The organism is Achromobacter sp. D7-1 (assembly GCF_059760445.1).
The window spans coordinates 17,720-33,723 of record NZ_JCBAMT010000074.1 but is presented as its reverse complement, the minus strand read 5'-3'; the positions used below and the strand labels follow the sequence as shown (position 1 = coordinate 33,723).

Genomic DNA, 16,004 nt, shown 5'->3' with positions numbered 1-16,004 from the left:
GGTCATGGCTGCGCAGTCTGGCGCAGGCATGACCGCCTGTCGATGAGGATAAGCCGGCGTGATGGAAACGTCCCGGCGGCCAGGCCGCCGGCATGGATCAGTGCACCGTGGGTGGTTCGTCCGCGGCGGGCGCCGCGCTGGACGAGAACAAAGTGGCGCAGTCGACGGAATCGAACTTATACGGCTTGCCGCAGAAGTCGCAGGACACCTCGACCTGGCCGCGTTCGGCCAGGATGCTGTCGACCTCTTCCTGGCCCAGCGTGCGCAGCATGCTGGCTACGCGTTCGCGGGTGCAGGGGCAGTGCCAGCGCACGGCCAGCGGGTCGAACGCCACCAGGGTTTCTTCCCAGAACAGGCGATGGATCAGCGTGTCGATGTCGGTGGCCAGCAGTTCGTCGTGCTTGATGGTGCCGGCCAGGGCGCAGGCGCGGTCCCAGGTTTCGGCGGCGTTCTGCTCGGTAAGGGTGGGCGCGTCCGAACCGCCGTGGTACGGCAGGCGCTGGATCAGCATGCCCGTGGCGTGGTCGGCGTTGGCGGCCAGCCAGAGGCGGGTGTCCAGTTGCTCGGAGGCCTTCATGTAGTGTTGCAGCGCCTCGGCCACGGTGTCGCCCTGCAGGGGCACGATACCCTGATATGCCTGCTGGCCCGGCAGCTTGCGCTGCGGGTCCAGCACTACGATGAAACGGCCATTGCCACCCGGGTTCAGCAAGCTTTGCATGTTGCCGTCGCTGGGTACTTCGTGGCCTTCGCGCATCTTGACGGTGGCGCGCAGGCTCAGGTCGTTGCGGCATTCCACCACCAGCAGGGCGATGGGGCCGTCGCCCTGGATCTGCAGCACCAGCGAGCCGTCGAACTTGATGTTGGCGGCCAGCAGGGTGGATGCCGCCACCAGTTCGCCCAGCAGGTGGGTGATGGCGGGGGGATAGTCGTGATTGGCCTGCACGGCCTTCCAGGTCGCCTCCAGGCGCACGGCCTGGATGCGGACGCTGCGGTCTTCGGTAAGGTATTTCTTGAGCTGATCGGTCATGGAGGAATGTTAGCCGATCGGGCCGGTCTATTCCCCCTGCCGCCAGCAGGGTCGAAGCGTCGCGCCGGGGCGCTCAGCCGATCCGTTTCAGGGCCGTCTTGTAGTGTTGGCCGCGCGCCACGTAATGGGCCGTGTTCTTGTGCAGATTGGCGATTTCCTCGTCCGAGAGTTGGCGGACGATCTTGCCGATGCCGATGACCAGGGAATTGTCGGGAATGATGCGGTCTTCGGGAATGATGGCGCCGGCGCCGATCAAGCAATTGCGGCCGATGACGGCGTTATTCAGCACGATGGCCTGCATGCCCACCAGGGCGCCCTCGTGGATGGTACAGCCGTGCAGCATGGCCTGATGGCCCACCGTCACATTGGGGCCGATGGTCATGGGACAGCCGTCGTCCACGTGCAGCACGCTGCCTTCCTGGATATTGGTGCCGCTCTGGATCAGGATGGCGTCGTTGTCGCCGCGGATCGACACGTTGGACCAGATGCTGACGCCTGCCTCCAGCGTGACGTTGCCGATGATGTCGGCGCTGTCGGCCACATAGGCGGCCGGGTCGATGTTGGGGATCAGGTCGTCGAGCTGGTAAATGGGCATGCCTAGTTCTCCGGTTGCAGCGTCAGGCCTTGGGCGCCTGCTGCGCGTCTGTCTGCGGCGCGTGCGTTGGCTGTGCGTCTGCCATACCTGCGGTCGCCCGCGAGCGCTCTTCTTCGCGCAGGCGCAGGATGCGGCGCTGGATTTTACCGGTGGTCGTCATGGGCAGCTCGTCGACGAATTCGATCTCCTTGGGGTATTCATACGGGGCCAGGCGCTCGCGCACGTGTTCCTGCAGGTTCTCGATGATGTCGTTGCGGTCGCGCTGCGCGAACTCCGGCGTCAGCACCACATAGGCCTTGACCAGGGCGCCGCGCTCGGCGTCCGGCTTGGGCACGACGGCCGCGTTGGCCACCGCGGGATGCCCGATCAGGCAGCTTTCGATTTCTCCGGGGCCGATCCGGTAGCCGGCGGATTTGAACACATCGTCCGCGCGGCCCGCGTACCAGAGGTAGCCGTCGGCGTCGACCGTTGCCAGGTCGCCCGTCAGGCACCAGTCGCCCTTGAACTTGGCCTGGGTGGCGGCCTCGTTGCGCCAGTAGCCCAGGAACATCACCGGATCGGGATAGCCATGGATGTCGAGCCGGTTGACGGCGATCTCGCCCGTGGCGCCGGGCGCGACCGGCTTGCCGTCTTCGTCCAGGACCGCGACGTTGTGGCCCGGGTATGGCCGGCCCATGCTGCCCGGCTTGGCGGGCCAGCGCTTCTGGCTGTTGCCGACCACATAGTTCATTTCCGTCTGGCCGAACATTTCGTTGGGCGTCACGCCCAATGCCGACTGGCACCATTCGAAGACCGTTTCGCCCACGCTTTCCCCGGCGCTCATGATGGAACGCAAGGCCAGCTGATAGCGGTTGCGGGGCTCCGGCACCGCTTTCATCATCATCTTGAGCGCGGTGGGGAAGAGGAAGGTGTTGGTGACCTGGTAGCGCTCCAGGAGTTCGAAGGCGCGTTCGACCGAGAAGCGGCCGCGCGTGCCGACGATGGGATGTCCGAAGTACAGGGTGGGCAGCAGGGCATCCATCATGCCGCCGGTCCAGGCCCAGTCGGCGGGCGACCAGAACACGTCGGCGGGCTTCGGGAACCAGTCCTGGGAGGCCACGAAGCCCGGCAGGTTGCCGATCAGCACGCTATGCGGCAGCAGCGCGCCCTTGGGGGCGCCGGTGGTGCCGGAGGTATAGAGCAGGATGGCCGGATCCGAGGAGCGGGTCTGGACCATCTTGAATTCGCTGGGTTGGCGCGCCAGCAGGCTGCGCCAGGGCAGGACGCGCTCGTCGGCGAAGCCGATGCCGATGATCTGCTGCAGGTTGGGACAGTTGTCGCTCACGGCCAGCAGATTGGCGCTGGACGCGTAATCCACGATGGCGACGCGGGTTTCGGAATCGCGCAGGCGGCTTTCCAGGGCTTCCGGGCCGAACAGGGCGGACAGCGGTAGCACCACCGCGCCGACGCTGTAGATGGCCATATGGGCCACCACGGTTTCGGGGCGTTGTCCCAGCACCACACCGACCCGGTCGCCGCGGCCCACGCCCATTTTCACCAGGCCGTTGGCTAGCTGATTGGCCGCTTCCGCCAGGCGGGCATAGGTCCAGACCTCGCGGTTGCCGGATTCATCTTCGTAGTAGATGGCAATGCGCCGCGCATCCGGACTGCTGGATGCCCAGCGGTGGCAGCACGCTTCCGCGATGTTGAACTGGGTGGGTACCAGCCAGCGGAATGTTTGGTAGAGCGCCTGATATTGGTCGTTCATGGCCCTATGTTGTAAGCATGTTGCAGCGTGAACGGGTCAAGTTCGCCCGTTGCCCCAGATGCAAGCATGACCTAGAGGGCCGTGAACTGCAACATCCCCGTTGCGTAACGGGGACGCATACGGGTTATCACGGGTGTTTGCCTTGGCGGCGCAGCGCGGATGGCAGGGCCGGCAGCGTCAGCGAGCGGGGCGGACGGGCGCCGGGGTCGGCCTCGCGTTCCGCCGTGATGGCGGCCCAGTCCAGCAGCTGGAGCTGGCCGTCGTGGGTCTCCGCCAAGGCAGAGAGGCTCTCCACCCAGTCGCCGTCGTTGCAGTAGAGGATTTCGCCCACGTAGCGCAGTTCGGCCTTGTGGATATGGCCGCAGACCACGCCGTCCAGCCCTCGGCGTCGGGCTTCGCCCGCCAGCGCTTCCTCGAAGTCGGTGATGAAGGACACGGCGTTCTTGACCTTGTGCTTCAGGTATTGCGACAGGGACCAGTAATGCAGCCCCAGGCGGTGGCGCAGCCGGTTGAAATGATGGTTGATCCACAGCGCCAGTTGGTAGAGCCCGTCGCCCAGGTGCGCCAGCCAGCGGCTGTGCTGGATCACGCCGTCGAATTGGTCGCCGTGCAGCACCAGCAGGCGCTGTCCCTTGGCGGTGACGTGCACGTCCTCGTCCAGGATTTCGATGTCGCCGAAGGCGTAGCCGGCGAACTCGCGCGCGAATTCGTCGTGATTGCCCGGGATGAACACGACCCGGGTGCCATTGCGGGCCTTGCGCAGGATGCGCTGGATGACGTCGTTGTGCGCCCGGGGCCAGTGCCAGTGCTTGCGCAACTGCCAGCCGTCGACAATGTCCCCCACCAGGTAAAGCGTGTCGGAATCGTTGTGGTCGAGGAAGTCGAGGAGGAATTCCGCCTTGCACCCGGCGGTACCCAGGTGAATATCGGAAATCCAGAGGGCGCGCCAGTGCGCGGGGCGGATCTCGTTCACGGTAGCTTTCCCAGGGGCTGTGCTCATGCCTGGGAATGAAACCATCCGGCGATGACCGGAACATGAACGCCATGTGACGCTGTTGTGACGACCTGAGGTCGCCCGGTGCGGCGGCGCACGGCGGCAGGCCGTGCGCTGGACTTCGGGAGGTGAGCGGCCGGAGCCGCTTTCATGGCCGGCGGTCAGGGCTGCTGCTGGTTGGCCTTCTTGGCGCGCAGGCGCTTCCACAGGCCGCCGCCCAGCGCGGCCGCGGCCAGCACGCCGACCTTGGCGAACTTTGCCAGGAAGGCGGCGATCACGGCGAACAGGCCCAGCTTCTTGGCGGCCACGCCGGCCACCAGGGCGGCCAGGCCATATTCGGCAACCTTGTCGGTCGACGAGTTGAAGTCGGCGTAGCGCTTGCCTTCGACGTAATCCAGCTTGTCCAGCAGGGTCAGCACGGCCGTCTTGTCCTTGGGCACCATGCTCTTCTGCGTGATCAGGTCCAGCGTGATGTAGCCGTCGCGGCCCAGCGCGTAGGTGTTGTAGTTGACGGTGGGGTTCTCGGTGGCGCTTTCGCCCTTGTGCTTGACGGCGACCGACCAGACCAGGCGCTGCGTATTGCTGTCGTACTTCGGCGCTTCGACCCAGCCGTCCATGATCAACTCGGGGAAACCGCGCTGCTTGCGCTCTTCATTGGATTGCTCGGTGCCTTCGCGCAGGCTGTCCAGCAATTCGTTGACGTTCCAGTTCTTGGCGTCGTCGTCCTTGATGTAGCCGGCCTTGTCGAAATTGACAGTGATGGCCCAGTCGTCATCGTCGCTCTTGGGCATCACCACGCCGAGCAGGGATGGATCCTTGCCATTGCCGTAGGCGGCCATCAGCCGGTCGGCCTGCAGGCGCGGCACGAAGAACATGGTTGCGGGCAGATGGACGATTGCCTGGTCGCCCAGCTTGACGTCGGCCGGCCCTTCCTGGGCCGCGGCAAAGGCGGCTTTCGTGGCTGCTTCGATTTCCTGCTGGGCGGCCGCGTTCTGCGCAAGGGCGCCGGCGGGCAGCAGGAACAGGGCGCTGGCGGCAGCCAGCGCAACACGGGAAAGAAAAGCGCGCATGATGGTTCGGGGCGTCTGAAAAAAAAGGGGCCCCATTGTCTTTGCGGTCGACTTTCAACTTTCTGAAAGCAAACCGCCAAATCGCCGCATGATGTTGCTGTTTGTCGCAGGATGTGTGCGACACGCCCATCGGCGCGCCGGGATCCCGGCCTATCGGGCCTTTTTGCGCTGCGGCGCGTTGCGCAGCCGGGTGCCGAGGATGCGGTCGTGCAGGAACTGCCCGTCGGGGTCGAACCAGGACCAGATGAAGATCGTGAAAGGCGCGGCGACGATGAACATGTCCATCGAGGGCCAGCCGGTAGCGCTGGCGGCCGCCCAGACGGCTGCCGCGCCGACCAGCACCAGGGGCCAGACCAGGACATAGCGCAGCATCAGCCGGGCAGTCGAGGGGGTATTGCCGTCGCGGTCGACCAGGCGGATGTTCCAGGTCTTCATGGGCAGCGTCTGGCCGCGGCGGCGCCAGCACAGCACGAAATACGCGCCGATGGCGACGAATAGCCAAGCCTGCCGGGCGCCGCGCAATTCCAGCGCGTTCTTGCTCTGGGTCAGCGTATCCAGCAGGTAGCCCGCCAGGAACACCACGCCAAACAGCAGCACGGCTTCGTACATCATGCAGGCGAACCGGCGCAGCCGGTTGGGAGTCTGGTCGAGGAGGGCGTCGGTCGTCATGGGTCGCTATTATCCGACAAAGCCGGGCTTTGGCGACCTGGCCTGTGCGCTTGCGGCGACTTTCGCAGGATGTCTTGCCGGGGGCGTTCCAGGCAAAAAAAAACCCGTCGGTAAGGGCGGGTCTTAAAAGGGGCTGTGCAGCCCCCAAGGGGAAAACTGTTCAGGCCATGAGCCTGGGCCTTGCTTAGGCGGCGGAGTGCGCGTTCTTGGCGCTCGTCTTGCCAGCCAGGGCACGGATGCCGTGGGCCAGCTTACGCAGGCCGGCGGCCAACGCCCGCATCGGGTGCGGACGGAATTGTTCTTCAATAGCCTGGAGCATCAGTTGGCGCTCGAGTTCGTCGGTCAGGCGGATGGTGTTGTTCGGGTTGATCACAATAGCCTCCACGGGCTTGCACTGTTTGTTTAGCTACTAGGGATAACCCGAATTATAGGGGTTAACCCTGAACTTGTGCAAGTGGCCGGTGCGTATTGGCAACACCTTGGTGCGATGATGCTCCCAAACGGGGCGGGGGAACACCATAAGCAAAGATACGCGCAGCATGTTGCTGCGCGTTTACAACGTACTGCCTCAGAGGGAAAAAGAGGCGCGCCGGGGGCCGTAGCCGCCCGGGGCGGGAAGCGTCCTCAGGCGTCGCGGTAGCCGGCGGCGACCAGCTCGAAACCGAACAGGCGGCAATCCAGCGAACCGTTGTGCAGCGGCACGCGGCGCTTGGGTTTCAAACGCATCTGGTTGGGCAAGGTCAGGTCGCTGGTGATGACATGCAGCTGCCAGCCGGCGAAATTGCGCTTCAGGCAGGTGGCCCAGTCGCGCCACAGATCCGCGTCCTGTTCCGTCCCCATGCGTTCGCCATAGGGCGGGTTGGTGACGATCCAGCCATGATCCGCGGGCGCCGTGACATGGCGCGCATCGCCCACCTCGAAGCGGATGGAGTCTTCCGTCAGCCAGGCGCGTTCGGCGTTGTTGCGGGCGAATTCGATGGCTTGCGGGTCCAGGTCGTAGCCGACCAGCGGCGCGTCCAGCTGCGGCAGGATGCGCGAGCGGGCGTCGTCCTTCAGGTCGCGCCAGCGGTAGGCGTCGTGCCCGCGCAGGCGCTCGAAGCCGAAGGGGCGCGAGATGCCCGGGGGCACGCCCAGCGCGATCCAGGCGGCTTCGATCAGGATGGTACCCGATCCGCAGAACGGATCCAGCAGCGGCGCGGCCGGGTCCCAACCCGCTAGCGCCAGCATGCCGGCGGCCAGGTTCTCGCGCAGCGGCGCTTCGCCCTTGTCCAGGCGCCAGCCGCGCTTGAACAGGGATTCGCCCGAGGTGTCGAGGTACAGCGTGGCGGTGTGCCCGGTCAGGAACAGGTGCACGCGGGCATCCGGACGCACCGTGTCGATGCTGGGGCGTTCGCCTTCCAGTTCGCGCAGGCGGTCGCAGATGCCGTCCTTGGCGCGCAGATTGCAGTACTGCAGGCTTTGCACCGGACTCTTGATGGCAGAGGTGTCGACGCGCAGGGTCTGCTCGGCGCCGAACCAGCGTTCCCAGGGGGTGTCGCGGGCCAGGTCCAGGATGTCGTCTTCGTGCGAAATCTCGGCATGGGCCACCTGCACCAGGATGCGGGTGGCCAGGCGGGAATACAGGTTGGCGCGCTGCACGCCCGCCCAGTCGGCGGTGAAGGAACAGCCGGCGCGGCCGGCCTGCGCGTCCTCGAAGCCCAGCGCCTGCATTTCCGCCGTCAGCGCCTCTTCCAGCCCCTGGGGGCAGGGGGCGAAGATGGGAAACACTTCCGCCTGGCGGGTTTCGCGCGGGCGGCGGCTGCGGGTTTCTACGACGGGCTCGCGCCTGCTGTGGCCTTGGTCGTAGCCGTCGTCATGGTCGCGAGCCTCGGCGAAATCCGCTTCCTGGACATGGTCGGGTTCGGCCTGGTATTCCGGGGCGGGGCCGTCGTCTTCGAACGGGTCGTAGAAGCGTCCCGCCGGCGTGGCCGGCGCGATGTACTGATCGTCCCGCAGGCGCGGCGCGCGCTGCGGGGCGCGGCCGGAGCGGCCGCCAGACTCAGCTTCGCGCCGCGGGCCATCGTCGCGTTTGCGGTCTGAAGCGGAGCGGCCAGGGGCGGTCCGGTCCGAGGCGTTTCGGCCAGGCGCGGCCCGATCCGACGAGCCGCGCGCGGGCTGGCCGCGGCCGGCGCCGCGCGGTCCGCGGGCCTCCTCGTCCTTGCGCCGCTGATAAGCGACGGGGTCCTTTTGGCGTTCGATGCTTTCCTTGGTGCGCTCCTGTTGCGCGACCAGGCGGGCGCGGGCGCCCGTGCGGGTGCGCTTGGGGGCGTCTTCGGCATGGGCGTCGCGCGCCGTTTTCTTGATCGTCAGCGTCTTGCGCGGACGGTCCTGTTCATCAGAGGACATACGAATCCTGGCGAATGTGCAGAGGTAGGGGGTATCAGAAGGGTTTGACGACGACCAGCGCCACCACCACCAAGAGCAGCAAGACGGGAACTTCGTTGAACCAGCGATAGAACTTGTGCGAACGGGTGTTTTTGCCCTGTTCGAATTTGCGCAGCATCAGGCCACAGGCGTGATGGTAGCCGATGACGAGCAGGACGAAAAAGAGCTTGGCGTGCATCCAGCCGTTGCCGGGGCCGACGCCGATGCCATAGCCCAGGTACAGCCACATGCCGAACACGACCGCGACCACGGCCAGGATGGTGGTGAAGCGGTACAGGCGGCGCGCCATGCCCAGCAGGGTGGTCTGGACCGTGGCGTCCGATTGCTGGGCCAGGTTCACGAATATGCGCGGCAGGTAGAACAGGCCGGCAAACCAGGAAGCGATGAAGACGATGTGAAAGGTCTTGACCCAAAGCATGGCCATGGTGCGATCCAGTCGAGGAAAGCCGCATTGTAAGCTGCGCCACCCTGCGCCCAGGACCTGGGCAAAGCCCCGCGGACGGGGCTTTGCGGGGCGGCGGCTCAGATCACGTACAGATCGACGTACTCGTGCACCGGCATGGTTTCCAGCCGCTTCTGGTCCAGCGAGGCCTGCAGGATGCGGTCCTGCTGGCGGGCGGGGAACATGCGCGCCAGGTTGGTGCGGAACTTGGCTTCCAGCAGCGGTATGCCTTCGGCGCGGCGGCGCTTGTGGCCGATGGGATACTCGCAGACGATTTCGTCCAGCCGGGTGCCGTCCTTGAATTCCACCGTCAGCGCATTGGCGATCGAACGCTTGTCGGGGTCGTGATAGTCGCGGGTGTAGACGGGGTCTTCGACGCAGACGATCTTGTCGCGCAGCGCGTCGATGCGGGGATCCTGCGCCACCGCGTCCTCGTAGTCGGCTGCGGTCAGGCGGCCGTACAGCGTCGGCACCGCCACCATGTACTGGATGCAGTGGTCCCGGTCAGCCGGGTTCGCGAGCGGGCCCTTCTTGTCGATGATGCGGATGCAGGCCTCGTGTGTGCGGATCGTGATTTTCGCGATGTCGTCGGCGCTCTTGCCGGCGGCTTTCAGGCGGCTGTGGAGCTCCATGGCGCATTCGACGGCGGTTTGCGCGTGGAACTCGGCCGGGAACGAGATCTTGAACAGGACGTTTTCCATCACGTAGCTGCCATAGGGCCGCTGGAACCTGAACGGCTGGCCCTTGAACAGCACATCGTAAAAGCCCCAGGTCTTGGCCGTGAGCACGGACGGGTAGCCCATTTCGCCGCTCTTGGCGATCAGCGCCAGGCGCACGGCGCGGCTGGTGGCGTCGCCCGCGGCCCAGCTCTTCCTGCTGCCGGTGTTGGGTGCGTGGCGATAGGTGCGCAGGCTTTGGCCGTCGACCCAGGCCAGCGATACCGCGTTGATCACTTCCTCGCGGCTCAGGCCCAGCATCTGCGCCACCACGGCGGTGGAGGCCACCTTGACCAGCACCACGTGGTCCAGGCCGACTTTGTTGAAGGAGTTCTCCAGCGCGATGCAGCCCTGGATCTCATGCGCCTTGATCATGCCGGTCAGCACGTCGCGCATCAGCAGGGGCGGCTTGCCCGCCGCGACCGCGGTGCGGGACAGCCAGTCGGCGGTGGCCAGGATGCCGCCCAGGTTGTCGGACGGGTGGCCCCATTCGGCGGCCAGCCAGGTGTCATTGAAGTCCAGCCAGCGGATCATCGTGCCGATGTTGAACGCGGCTTGCACGGGATCGAGCTGGAATTGTGTGCCAGGCACCTTGGCGCCGTGGGGCACGGTCGTGCCGGGCACGATGGGGCCCAGCAGTTTCTTGCACGCCGGGTATTCCAGCGCTTCCAGGCCGCAGCCCAGCGTGTCGATCAGGCAGTTGCGTGCCGTCTCGTACGCCAGGCCGCTCTGGATTTCATACTTCAGGACGTAGTCGGCGATGTCGACCAGGACCTGGTCGGGATCGGGACGGACGTTGGAGAACGGGGCAGACATAGCGGTACCTCTCCATGGAATGAATACAGGTGGCCATGCCGTGCCCTCGTCCGTGTCCCGTTCTTACTTGCGCTTTTCCAGAGGAACGAACTTCTGGTCTTCCGGGCCCACGTAGTTGGCGGTGGGGCGGATGATCTTGTTGTCGACGCGCTGTTCGATGATGTGGGCCGACCAGCCCGCCGTGCGCGCGATGACGAACAGCGGCGTGAACATGGCGGTCGGGACTCCCATCATGTGATAGCTGACGGCCGAGAACCAGTCCAGGTTGGGGAACATCTTCTTGATGTCCCACATGACCGTTTCCAAGCGTTCGGCGATGTCGAACATCTTGGTGCTGCCGGCCTGCTTGGACAGCTTCTTGGCCACTTCCTTGATGACCTTGTTGCGCGGGTCGGACACGGTGTAGACGGGGTGGCCAAAGCCGATGATAACTTCCTTGGCTTCGACGCGGCGGCGGATGTCGGCCTCGGCCTCGTCCGGCGTGTCATAGCGCTTCTGCACGTCGAAGGCCACTTCGTTGGCGCCGCCGTGCTTGGGGCCGCGTAGCGCGCCGATGGCGCCCGAGATGGCAGAGAACATGTCCGAGCCGGTGCCGGCGATGACGCGGGCGGTGAACGTGGACGCGTTGAATTCATGCTCGGCGTACAGGTTCAGCGAGATGTGCATGGCCTTGACCCAATCATCACTGGGCTTTTCGCCGTGCAGCAGGTGCAGGAAGTGGCCGCCGATGCTGTCGTCGTCCGTCTGCACGTCGATGATGCGGCCGTTGTGGCTGTAGTGGTACCAGTACAGCAGCGCCGAGCCCAGGTTGGCCATCAGGCGGTCGGCGATGTCGCGCGCGCCCGGGGTATTGTGGTCGTCTTTTTCAGGCAGCACGCAACCCAGCACCGACACGGCGGTGCGCATCACGTCCATGGGGTGGCTGGCGGCGGGCAGGGCCTCCAGCGCGGCTTGCAGCTGGGCGGGCAGGCCGCGCAGGCTGCGCAGCTTTTCCTTGTAGGCCTTCAGTTCGGCCTTGTTCGGCAGCTTGCCGTGGACGAGCAAGTGGGCGATTTCCTCGAATTCGCTGGTGTGGGCGATATCCAGGATGTCGTAGCCGCGGTAGTGCAGGTCGTTGCCGCTGCGGCCAACCGTGCACAGCGCCGTGTTGCCGGCGACAACGCCAGACAGCGCAACCGATTTCTTGGGCTTGAAGCCGGCTTTTTCTTCCGGCTTGGCGTCCGATTTGGCCACTTGCTTCTTGGGAGCCGTGCTCATGTCTCTACTCCTTCCTTTCGCGATGGTCGTTGCTATGGGGTGGGCATGCAAGGCGCCGGGCGGTTGCCGCGGCGCCGGAAACCGAGGGCTTGCTTACGCCTTGCCTTTCTGGAAAAGCGCGTCCAACTTGGATTCGAATTCGTGATAGCCGATGCGGTCGTACAGTTCTTCGCGCGTCTGCATCAGATCCACCACGTTCTTCTGGTGGCCGTCGCGGCGAATGGCGGTGTAGACCGCTTCGGCGGCCTTGTTCATGGCGCGGAAGGCCGACAGCGGGTAGAGCACCATGCCCACGCCCACGCTCTTCAGTTCTTCCACCGAGAACAGCGGCGTCTTGCCGAATTCGGTGATGTTGGCCAGCACCGGCACCTTGACTGCCTTGACGAAGCGGTCGTAGGTGGGCAGGTCGTAGGCGGCTTCGGCGAAGATGGCGTCGGCGCCCGCTTCCACGCAGGCCAGCGCGCGCTCGATGGCGGCGTCGACGCCGTGCGAGGCGATCGCGTCGGTGCGGGCGATCAGGTAGAAATCGGTGTCGGTGCGGGCGTCGGCCGCGGCCTTGACGCGGTCGGCCATTTCCTCGGTCGAGACGATTTCCTTGCCCGGGCGGTGACCGCAGCGCTTGGCGCCGACCTGGTCTTCGATGTGGCAGGCGGCGGCGCCGAACTTGATCAGGCTCTTGACGCTGCGGGCGATGTTGAATGCCGAGGGGCCGAAGCCGGTGTCGATGTCCACCACCAGCGGCACGTCGCAGACGTCGGTGATGCGGCGCACGTCGGTCAGGACGTCGTCCATGGTGTTGATGCCCAGATCGGGCAGACCCAGCGAGCCAGCCGCGACGCCGCCGCCGGACAGGTAGATCGCGCGGTAGCCGGCGCGCTTGGCCAGCAGTGCATGGTTGGCGTTGATGGCGCCGATGATCTGCAGCGGGCTTTCTTCGGCGAGTGCGCGGCGGAAGAGGGCGCCGGCGGATTCGGGTCTGGACATGGGTGGTCTCCGTAATTTGGACCGGGTGTTTTCAGAATGCCCCGGATGGAAGGACTGGCCGGAAAATAAATCTGTCCCCTTCGCGATATTCCTTTGCGCAGGAGCAAAGGGACAGGTTTATGTTTCGGTCTTGCTTAGGAATTGGGCCCGCGCAAACGGGCCCAATTCTTTACTCATGCGCTGCTTACTTCAGCAGGTCCTTGACGCCGTCGCGCTCTTCGAGGAGCTCTTTCAGCGTGAAGTCCAGGCGCTCGCGCGAGAAGGCGTCGATTTCCAGGCCTTCGATGCGCTTGTATTCGCCGTTTTCGGTCGTGACCGGCACGCCGTAGATGATGCCTTCCGGGATGCCGTAGGAGCCGTCTGACGGGATGCCCATCGTGACCCACTTGCCGTTGCTGCCCAGGACCCAGTCACGGACGTGGTCGATGGCGGCGTTGGCGGCCGAAGCGGCCGAGGACAGGCCGCGGGCTTCGATGATGGCGGCGCCGCGCTTGCCCACGGTGGGGATGAACGTGTCGCGGTTCCAGGCGTCGTCGTTGATCAGCTTGGACAGCGATTCGCCGCCGACGGTGGCGAAGCGGTAGTCGGGATACATCGTGGGCGAGTGGTTGCCCCACACGACCAGCTTTTCGATGTCGGCGACGGCCTTGCCCGACTTGGCGGCCAGTTGCGACAGGGCGCGGTTGTGGTCCAGGCGCAGCATGGCGGTGAAGTTCTTGGCGGGCAGGTCCGGCGCCGACTTCATGGCGATGTAGGCATTGGTGTTGGCCGGGTTGCCCACGACCAGAACCTTGACGTTGCGGCTGGCGACGTCGTTCAGGGCCTTGCCCTGAGCCGTGAAGATCTGGGCGTTGACCGACAGCAGGTCCTTGCGTTCCATGCCGGGGCCGCGCGGGCGGGCGCCGACCAGCAGGGCCACGTCGGCGTCCTTGAAGGCGGTGCGCGGGTCGCTGTGGGCGGTGACTTCTTGCAGCAGCGGGAAGGCGCAGTCATCCAGTTCCATGATGACGCCCTTCAGGGCCTTTTGCGCTTTCTCGTCGGGAATTTCCAGCAGTTGCAGGATGACGGGTTGATCTTTACCCAGCATTTCGCCCGAGGCGATGCGGAATAGCAGTGCGTAACCGATTTGGCCGGCGGCGCCGGTGACGGCGACACGCAAGGCAGGCTTGGACATGGACGTTCTCCGTAATGGTTTGGCGAGAAAAAATCTCACCAATCAGTGTAATCGTTGGGCGTGAAAATCAACGCGGGTGCGGCAGCGTGCGCAGCGGCGGGCGCGGAGGTGCGCACGGTGGCTGGCGCAGGGCCTGGGCAGCGTTGAATCCTAGATCGAATTTACGTGTCCGTCAATTGCTCTTCTATCTTATATAAGACATAAGACGTTGGACAGTGTTGCGGCCGATATGCCACAATAGAGCGTTTATTCGAATGCGCCGCAGCCCGGTTTCGGCTGCGCGCCTGTATCAAGCCAGAACACTGGCGGCAGCAGCGCATTGCGGATGGGTTCGCTGCCTTGCGCCGCCCTCCCATTTCCCGGATAAACATGACTCAATCGAAAAGATCCATGGCAGAGCCCCGGCCCGAAACCTCCTTACGCATTCGCGCCGCCCGCACGGCGGGCGAGGGGGCCGCTTTCAGTCCGCTCTACCGGCAAATCAAGGATCTGCTTGTCCAGAGCCTGGAACGCGGCGAATGGAAGCCCGGCGAGCTCATCCCCAGCGAAATCGATCTGGCCGCCCGTTTCCAGGTGAGCCAGGGCACGGTGCGCAAGGCGGTCGACGAGCTGGCCGCCGAGCACATGCTGCTGCGGCGCCAGGGCAAGGGCACTTTTGTCGCCACCCACCACGAAGCGCGCGTGCGCTACCGCTTCCTGCGCCTGGCCGCCGACGAAGGCGAGGCCGGCCGGGCGGAAAGCCGCATCCTGGAATGCCGGCGCCTGCGGGCGCCCGCCGAGATCGCGCGCGCCCTGGACCTGCGGGCCGGCGAAACCGTCATCATGATCCGCCGCCTGCTGTCCCTGGGGCAGGCGCCCACCGTGGTGGACGACATCTGGCTGCCTGGTTCCATTTTCCGTGGACTGACCCTGGAACTGCTGAGCGCCAACAAGGCGCCGCTCTATGGTCTGTTCGAATCCGAGTTCGGCGTGAGCATGGTGCGCGCGGACGAAAAGCTGCGCGCGGTGATTGCGCCGGCCGAGGTCTGTCCGCTGCTTAATGTTCCCGCCGGGACGCCGTTGTTGCAGGTGGATAGGGTGTCTTATACGTATGGTGACCGCCCCATGGAAATTCGTCGGGGGTTGTACTTGACCGATCGATACCACTACCGCAATAGTCTGAATTGATGATCTTTTTACCTACGATTTGATACCGACCCTATCTCTGGGCGAAAATACCGTGTTTGCCCGCAAGGGCGACGGCATTTCCGCCGTAACGATTCCCTAGTTCCGAAACACCGAGGCCGTCATGTCCGACACCGCTGCCAAGCCACGTCCGCAGTTTCGCAATATTGGTATTGCGCAACTCGCCAGCTACCGCCTGCCCCTGGCCGGCAAGCTGTCCATTCTGCACCGCGTCAGCGGCGCGCTGCTGTTCCTCTGTCTTCCCTTGGTCATCCTGCCGCTGTTCGCGGCCAGCGTGGCCGCGCCGCAGACGTTCGCAGCCTTGGCCGCGTACGCTGGCAACCCGATAGTCAAGCTTGTCTTCCTGGTCCTGATCTGGGGCTACCTGCACCACTTCTGTGCCGGCATCCGCTACCTGCTGCTGGATCTGCACATCGGCATCGACAAACTGTCGGCCAAGAAGAGCGCCGGCGTGGTTTTTGGGGTGAGCCTGGCGCTGACCTTGGTGTTCGCTCTCAAACTGTTCGGAGTGCTGTAATGGCCGACGTCAAAAACTACGGACCCAAGCGTCTGGTCGTGGGCGCCCACTACGGCGTCATGGATTTCATCATCCAGCGCATCACCGCCGTCATCATGGCCGTGTACACGCTGGTGCTGCTCATCGGCATCCTGATGATGCCGGCCTTCACGTACGAACACTGGGCCGCACTGTTCAATTTCTACGTGGGCGTTCTTCCGGTTGGCCAGATCCTGGCCACCCTTGCATTCATTGCGCTGGCCTGGCATGCCTGGATTGGTGTGCGCGACATCTGGATGGACTACGTCAAGTCGGTGGGCGTGCGCCTGCTGCTGCAAGTGCTGACGATCCTCTGGCTGGTCGGTTCGGTCGTTTACTTCGCGCAAATCCTCTGGAGCATTTAAGCCG

At 64.9% G+C, this 16,004-nt stretch carries 16 protein-coding genes; 3 read left to right on the top strand and 13 right to left on the bottom strand.

Translation table 11 applies throughout. From position 1 onward, the window contains the following. Nucleotides 1-97 precede the first annotated feature (97 nt). The 13 genes from hslO to AC6LKD_RS25195 all read right to left on the bottom strand — a co-directional run bounded on the left by hslO (nt 98) and on the right by AC6LKD_RS25195 (nt 13,915). On the bottom strand, nt 98-1,027 hold the full coding sequence (gene hslO / locus AC6LKD_RS25255; RefSeq protein WP_013392293.1) for an Hsp33 family molecular chaperone HslO: 930 nt from the start codon (nt 1,025-1,027) through the stop codon (nt 98-100). Nucleotides 1,028-1,100: 73 nt separating this feature from the next. Beyond that, nucleotides 1,101-1,622, bottom strand: coding sequence for a gamma carbonic anhydrase family protein (locus AC6LKD_RS25250; RefSeq protein WP_013392294.1), 522 nt, complete (start codon nt 1,620-1,622; stop codon nt 1,101-1,103). 22 nt (nt 1,623-1,644) lie between these two features. After that, on the bottom strand, nt 1,645-3,369 hold the full coding sequence (locus tag AC6LKD_RS25245) for an acetate--CoA ligase (RefSeq protein ID WP_498117799.1): 1,725 nt from the start codon (nt 3,367-3,369) through the stop codon (nt 1,645-1,647). A 127-nt stretch (nt 3,370-3,496) separates the two neighbouring features. Next, the gene (locus AC6LKD_RS25240; protein ID WP_413772867.1) at nt 3,497-4,387 is read right to left on the bottom strand and encodes a UDP-2,3-diacylglucosamine diphosphatase; all 891 of its coding nucleotides are present in this window, start codon (nt 4,385-4,387) and stop codon (nt 3,497-3,499) included. Nucleotides 4,388-4,524: 137 nt separating this feature from the next. Beyond that, nucleotides 4,525-5,433 (bottom strand): DUF2167 domain-containing protein, encoded by a 909-nt coding sequence (locus AC6LKD_RS25235; protein WP_498117798.1) that lies wholly within the window; start codon nt 5,431-5,433, stop codon nt 4,525-4,527. A gap of 150 nt (nt 5,434-5,583) precedes the next feature. After that, complete coding sequence (locus tag AC6LKD_RS25230) at nt 5,584-6,102, bottom strand: RDD family protein (RefSeq protein WP_013392298.1); 519 nt, start codon at nt 6,100-6,102, stop codon at nt 5,584-5,586. Between the two features lie 184 nt (nt 6,103-6,286). Then, nucleotides 6,287-6,475 (bottom strand): hypothetical protein, encoded by a 189-nt coding sequence (locus AC6LKD_RS25225; protein ID WP_006389355.1) that lies wholly within the window; start codon nt 6,473-6,475, stop codon nt 6,287-6,289. Between the two features lie 251 nt (nt 6,476-6,726). After that, nucleotides 6,727-8,487, bottom strand: coding sequence for a THUMP domain-containing class I SAM-dependent RNA methyltransferase (locus tag AC6LKD_RS25220; protein ID WP_498117797.1), 1,761 nt, complete (start codon nt 8,485-8,487; stop codon nt 6,727-6,729). A gap of 34 nt (nt 8,488-8,521) precedes the next feature. Beyond that, nucleotides 8,522-8,950 (bottom strand): CopD family protein, encoded by a 429-nt coding sequence (locus AC6LKD_RS25215; RefSeq protein WP_013392301.1) that lies wholly within the window; start codon nt 8,948-8,950, stop codon nt 8,522-8,524. Nucleotides 8,951-9,048: 98 nt separating this feature from the next. Next, a complete protein-coding gene (locus AC6LKD_RS25210) occupies nt 9,049-10,500 on the bottom strand; it encodes a bifunctional 2-methylcitrate dehydratase/aconitate hydratase (protein WP_498117796.1) in 1,452 nt (483 codons plus the stop codon). A gap of 63 nt (nt 10,501-10,563) precedes the next feature. Further along, the gene (prpC, locus tag AC6LKD_RS25205) at nt 10,564-11,757 is read right to left on the bottom strand and encodes a bifunctional 2-methylcitrate synthase/citrate synthase (RefSeq protein WP_013392303.1); all 1,194 of its coding nucleotides are present in this window, start codon (nt 11,755-11,757) and stop codon (nt 10,564-10,566) included. Between the two features lie 93 nt (nt 11,758-11,850). Beyond that, nucleotides 11,851-12,741: a methylisocitrate lyase gene (gene prpB, locus AC6LKD_RS25200; RefSeq protein WP_054450739.1), complete on the bottom strand. Its 891-nt coding sequence runs from the start codon at nt 12,739-12,741 to the stop codon at nt 11,851-11,853. Between the two features lie 184 nt (nt 12,742-12,925). Next, nucleotides 12,926-13,915, bottom strand: coding sequence for a malate dehydrogenase (locus tag AC6LKD_RS25195; RefSeq protein ID WP_013392305.1), 990 nt, complete (start codon nt 13,913-13,915; stop codon nt 12,926-12,928). A 390-nt stretch (nt 13,916-14,305) separates the two neighbouring features. On the opposite strand from AC6LKD_RS25195, the gene AC6LKD_RS25190 reads away from it, so the two are divergent. From AC6LKD_RS25190 to sdhD, 3 genes are all read left to right on the top strand, one after another. Beyond that, entirely contained in the window at nt 14,306-15,082 is a 777-nt protein-coding gene (locus AC6LKD_RS25190; RefSeq protein ID WP_013392306.1) for a GntR family transcriptional regulator, read from the top strand. A 121-nt stretch (nt 15,083-15,203) separates the two neighbouring features. Beyond that, complete coding sequence (gene sdhC / locus AC6LKD_RS25185) at nt 15,204-15,617, top strand: succinate dehydrogenase, cytochrome b556 subunit (RefSeq protein ID WP_498117795.1); 414 nt, start codon at nt 15,204-15,206, stop codon at nt 15,615-15,617. After that, nucleotides 15,617-16,000, top strand: a complete 384-nt coding sequence (sdhD, locus tag AC6LKD_RS25180; RefSeq protein WP_498117794.1) for a succinate dehydrogenase, hydrophobic membrane anchor protein — start codon at nt 15,617-15,619, stop codon at nt 15,998-16,000. The genes sdhC and sdhD overlap by 1 nt, the downstream gene beginning before the upstream one ends. Nucleotides 16,001-16,004 lie beyond the last annotated feature (4 nt).

What these genes read in the sequence shown, in the direction of transcription:
- hslO (WP_013392293.1), bottom strand. Translation starts at nt 1,027, where the DNA reads ATGACCGATCAGCTCAAGAAATACCTTACCGAAGACCGCAGCGTCCGC.
- AC6LKD_RS25250 (WP_013392294.1), bottom strand. Translation starts at nt 1,622, where the DNA reads ATGCCCATTTACCAGCTCGACGACCTGATCCCCAACATCGACCCGGCC.
- AC6LKD_RS25245 (WP_498117799.1), bottom strand. Translation starts at nt 3,369, where the DNA reads ATGAACGACCAATATCAGGCGCTCTACCAAACATTCCGCTGGCTGGTA.
- AC6LKD_RS25240 (WP_413772867.1), bottom strand. Translation starts at nt 4,387, where the DNA reads ATGGTTTCATTCCCAGGCATGAGCACAGCCCCTGGGAAAGCTACCGTG.
- AC6LKD_RS25235 (WP_498117798.1), bottom strand. Translation starts at nt 5,433, where the DNA reads ATGCGCGCTTTTCTTTCCCGTGTTGCGCTGGCTGCCGCCAGCGCCCTG.
- AC6LKD_RS25230 (WP_013392298.1), bottom strand. Translation starts at nt 6,102, where the DNA reads ATGACGACCGACGCCCTCCTCGACCAGACTCCCAACCGGCTGCGCCGG.
- AC6LKD_RS25220 (WP_498117797.1), bottom strand. Translation starts at nt 8,487, where the DNA reads ATGTCCTCTGATGAACAGGACCGTCCGCGCAAGACGCTGACGATCAAG.
- AC6LKD_RS25215 (WP_013392301.1), bottom strand. Translation starts at nt 8,950, where the DNA reads ATGGCCATGCTTTGGGTCAAGACCTTTCACATCGTCTTCATCGCTTCC.
- AC6LKD_RS25210 (WP_498117796.1), bottom strand. Translation starts at nt 10,500, where the DNA reads ATGTCTGCCCCGTTCTCCAACGTCCGTCCCGATCCCGACCAGGTCCTG.
- prpC (WP_013392303.1), bottom strand. Translation starts at nt 11,757, where the DNA reads ATGAGCACGGCTCCCAAGAAGCAAGTGGCCAAATCGGACGCCAAGCCG.
- prpB (WP_054450739.1), bottom strand. Translation starts at nt 12,741, where the DNA reads ATGTCCAGACCCGAATCCGCCGGCGCCCTCTTCCGCCGCGCACTCGCC.
- AC6LKD_RS25195 (WP_013392305.1), bottom strand. Translation starts at nt 13,915, where the DNA reads ATGTCCAAGCCTGCCTTGCGTGTCGCCGTCACCGGCGCCGCCGGCCAA.
- AC6LKD_RS25190 (WP_013392306.1), top strand. Translation starts at nt 14,306, where the DNA reads ATGGCAGAGCCCCGGCCCGAAACCTCCTTACGCATTCGCGCCGCCCGC.
- sdhC (WP_498117795.1), top strand. Translation starts at nt 15,204, where the DNA reads ATGTCCGACACCGCTGCCAAGCCACGTCCGCAGTTTCGCAATATTGGT.
- sdhD (WP_498117794.1), top strand. Translation starts at nt 15,617, where the DNA reads ATGGCCGACGTCAAAAACTACGGACCCAAGCGTCTGGTCGTGGGCGCC.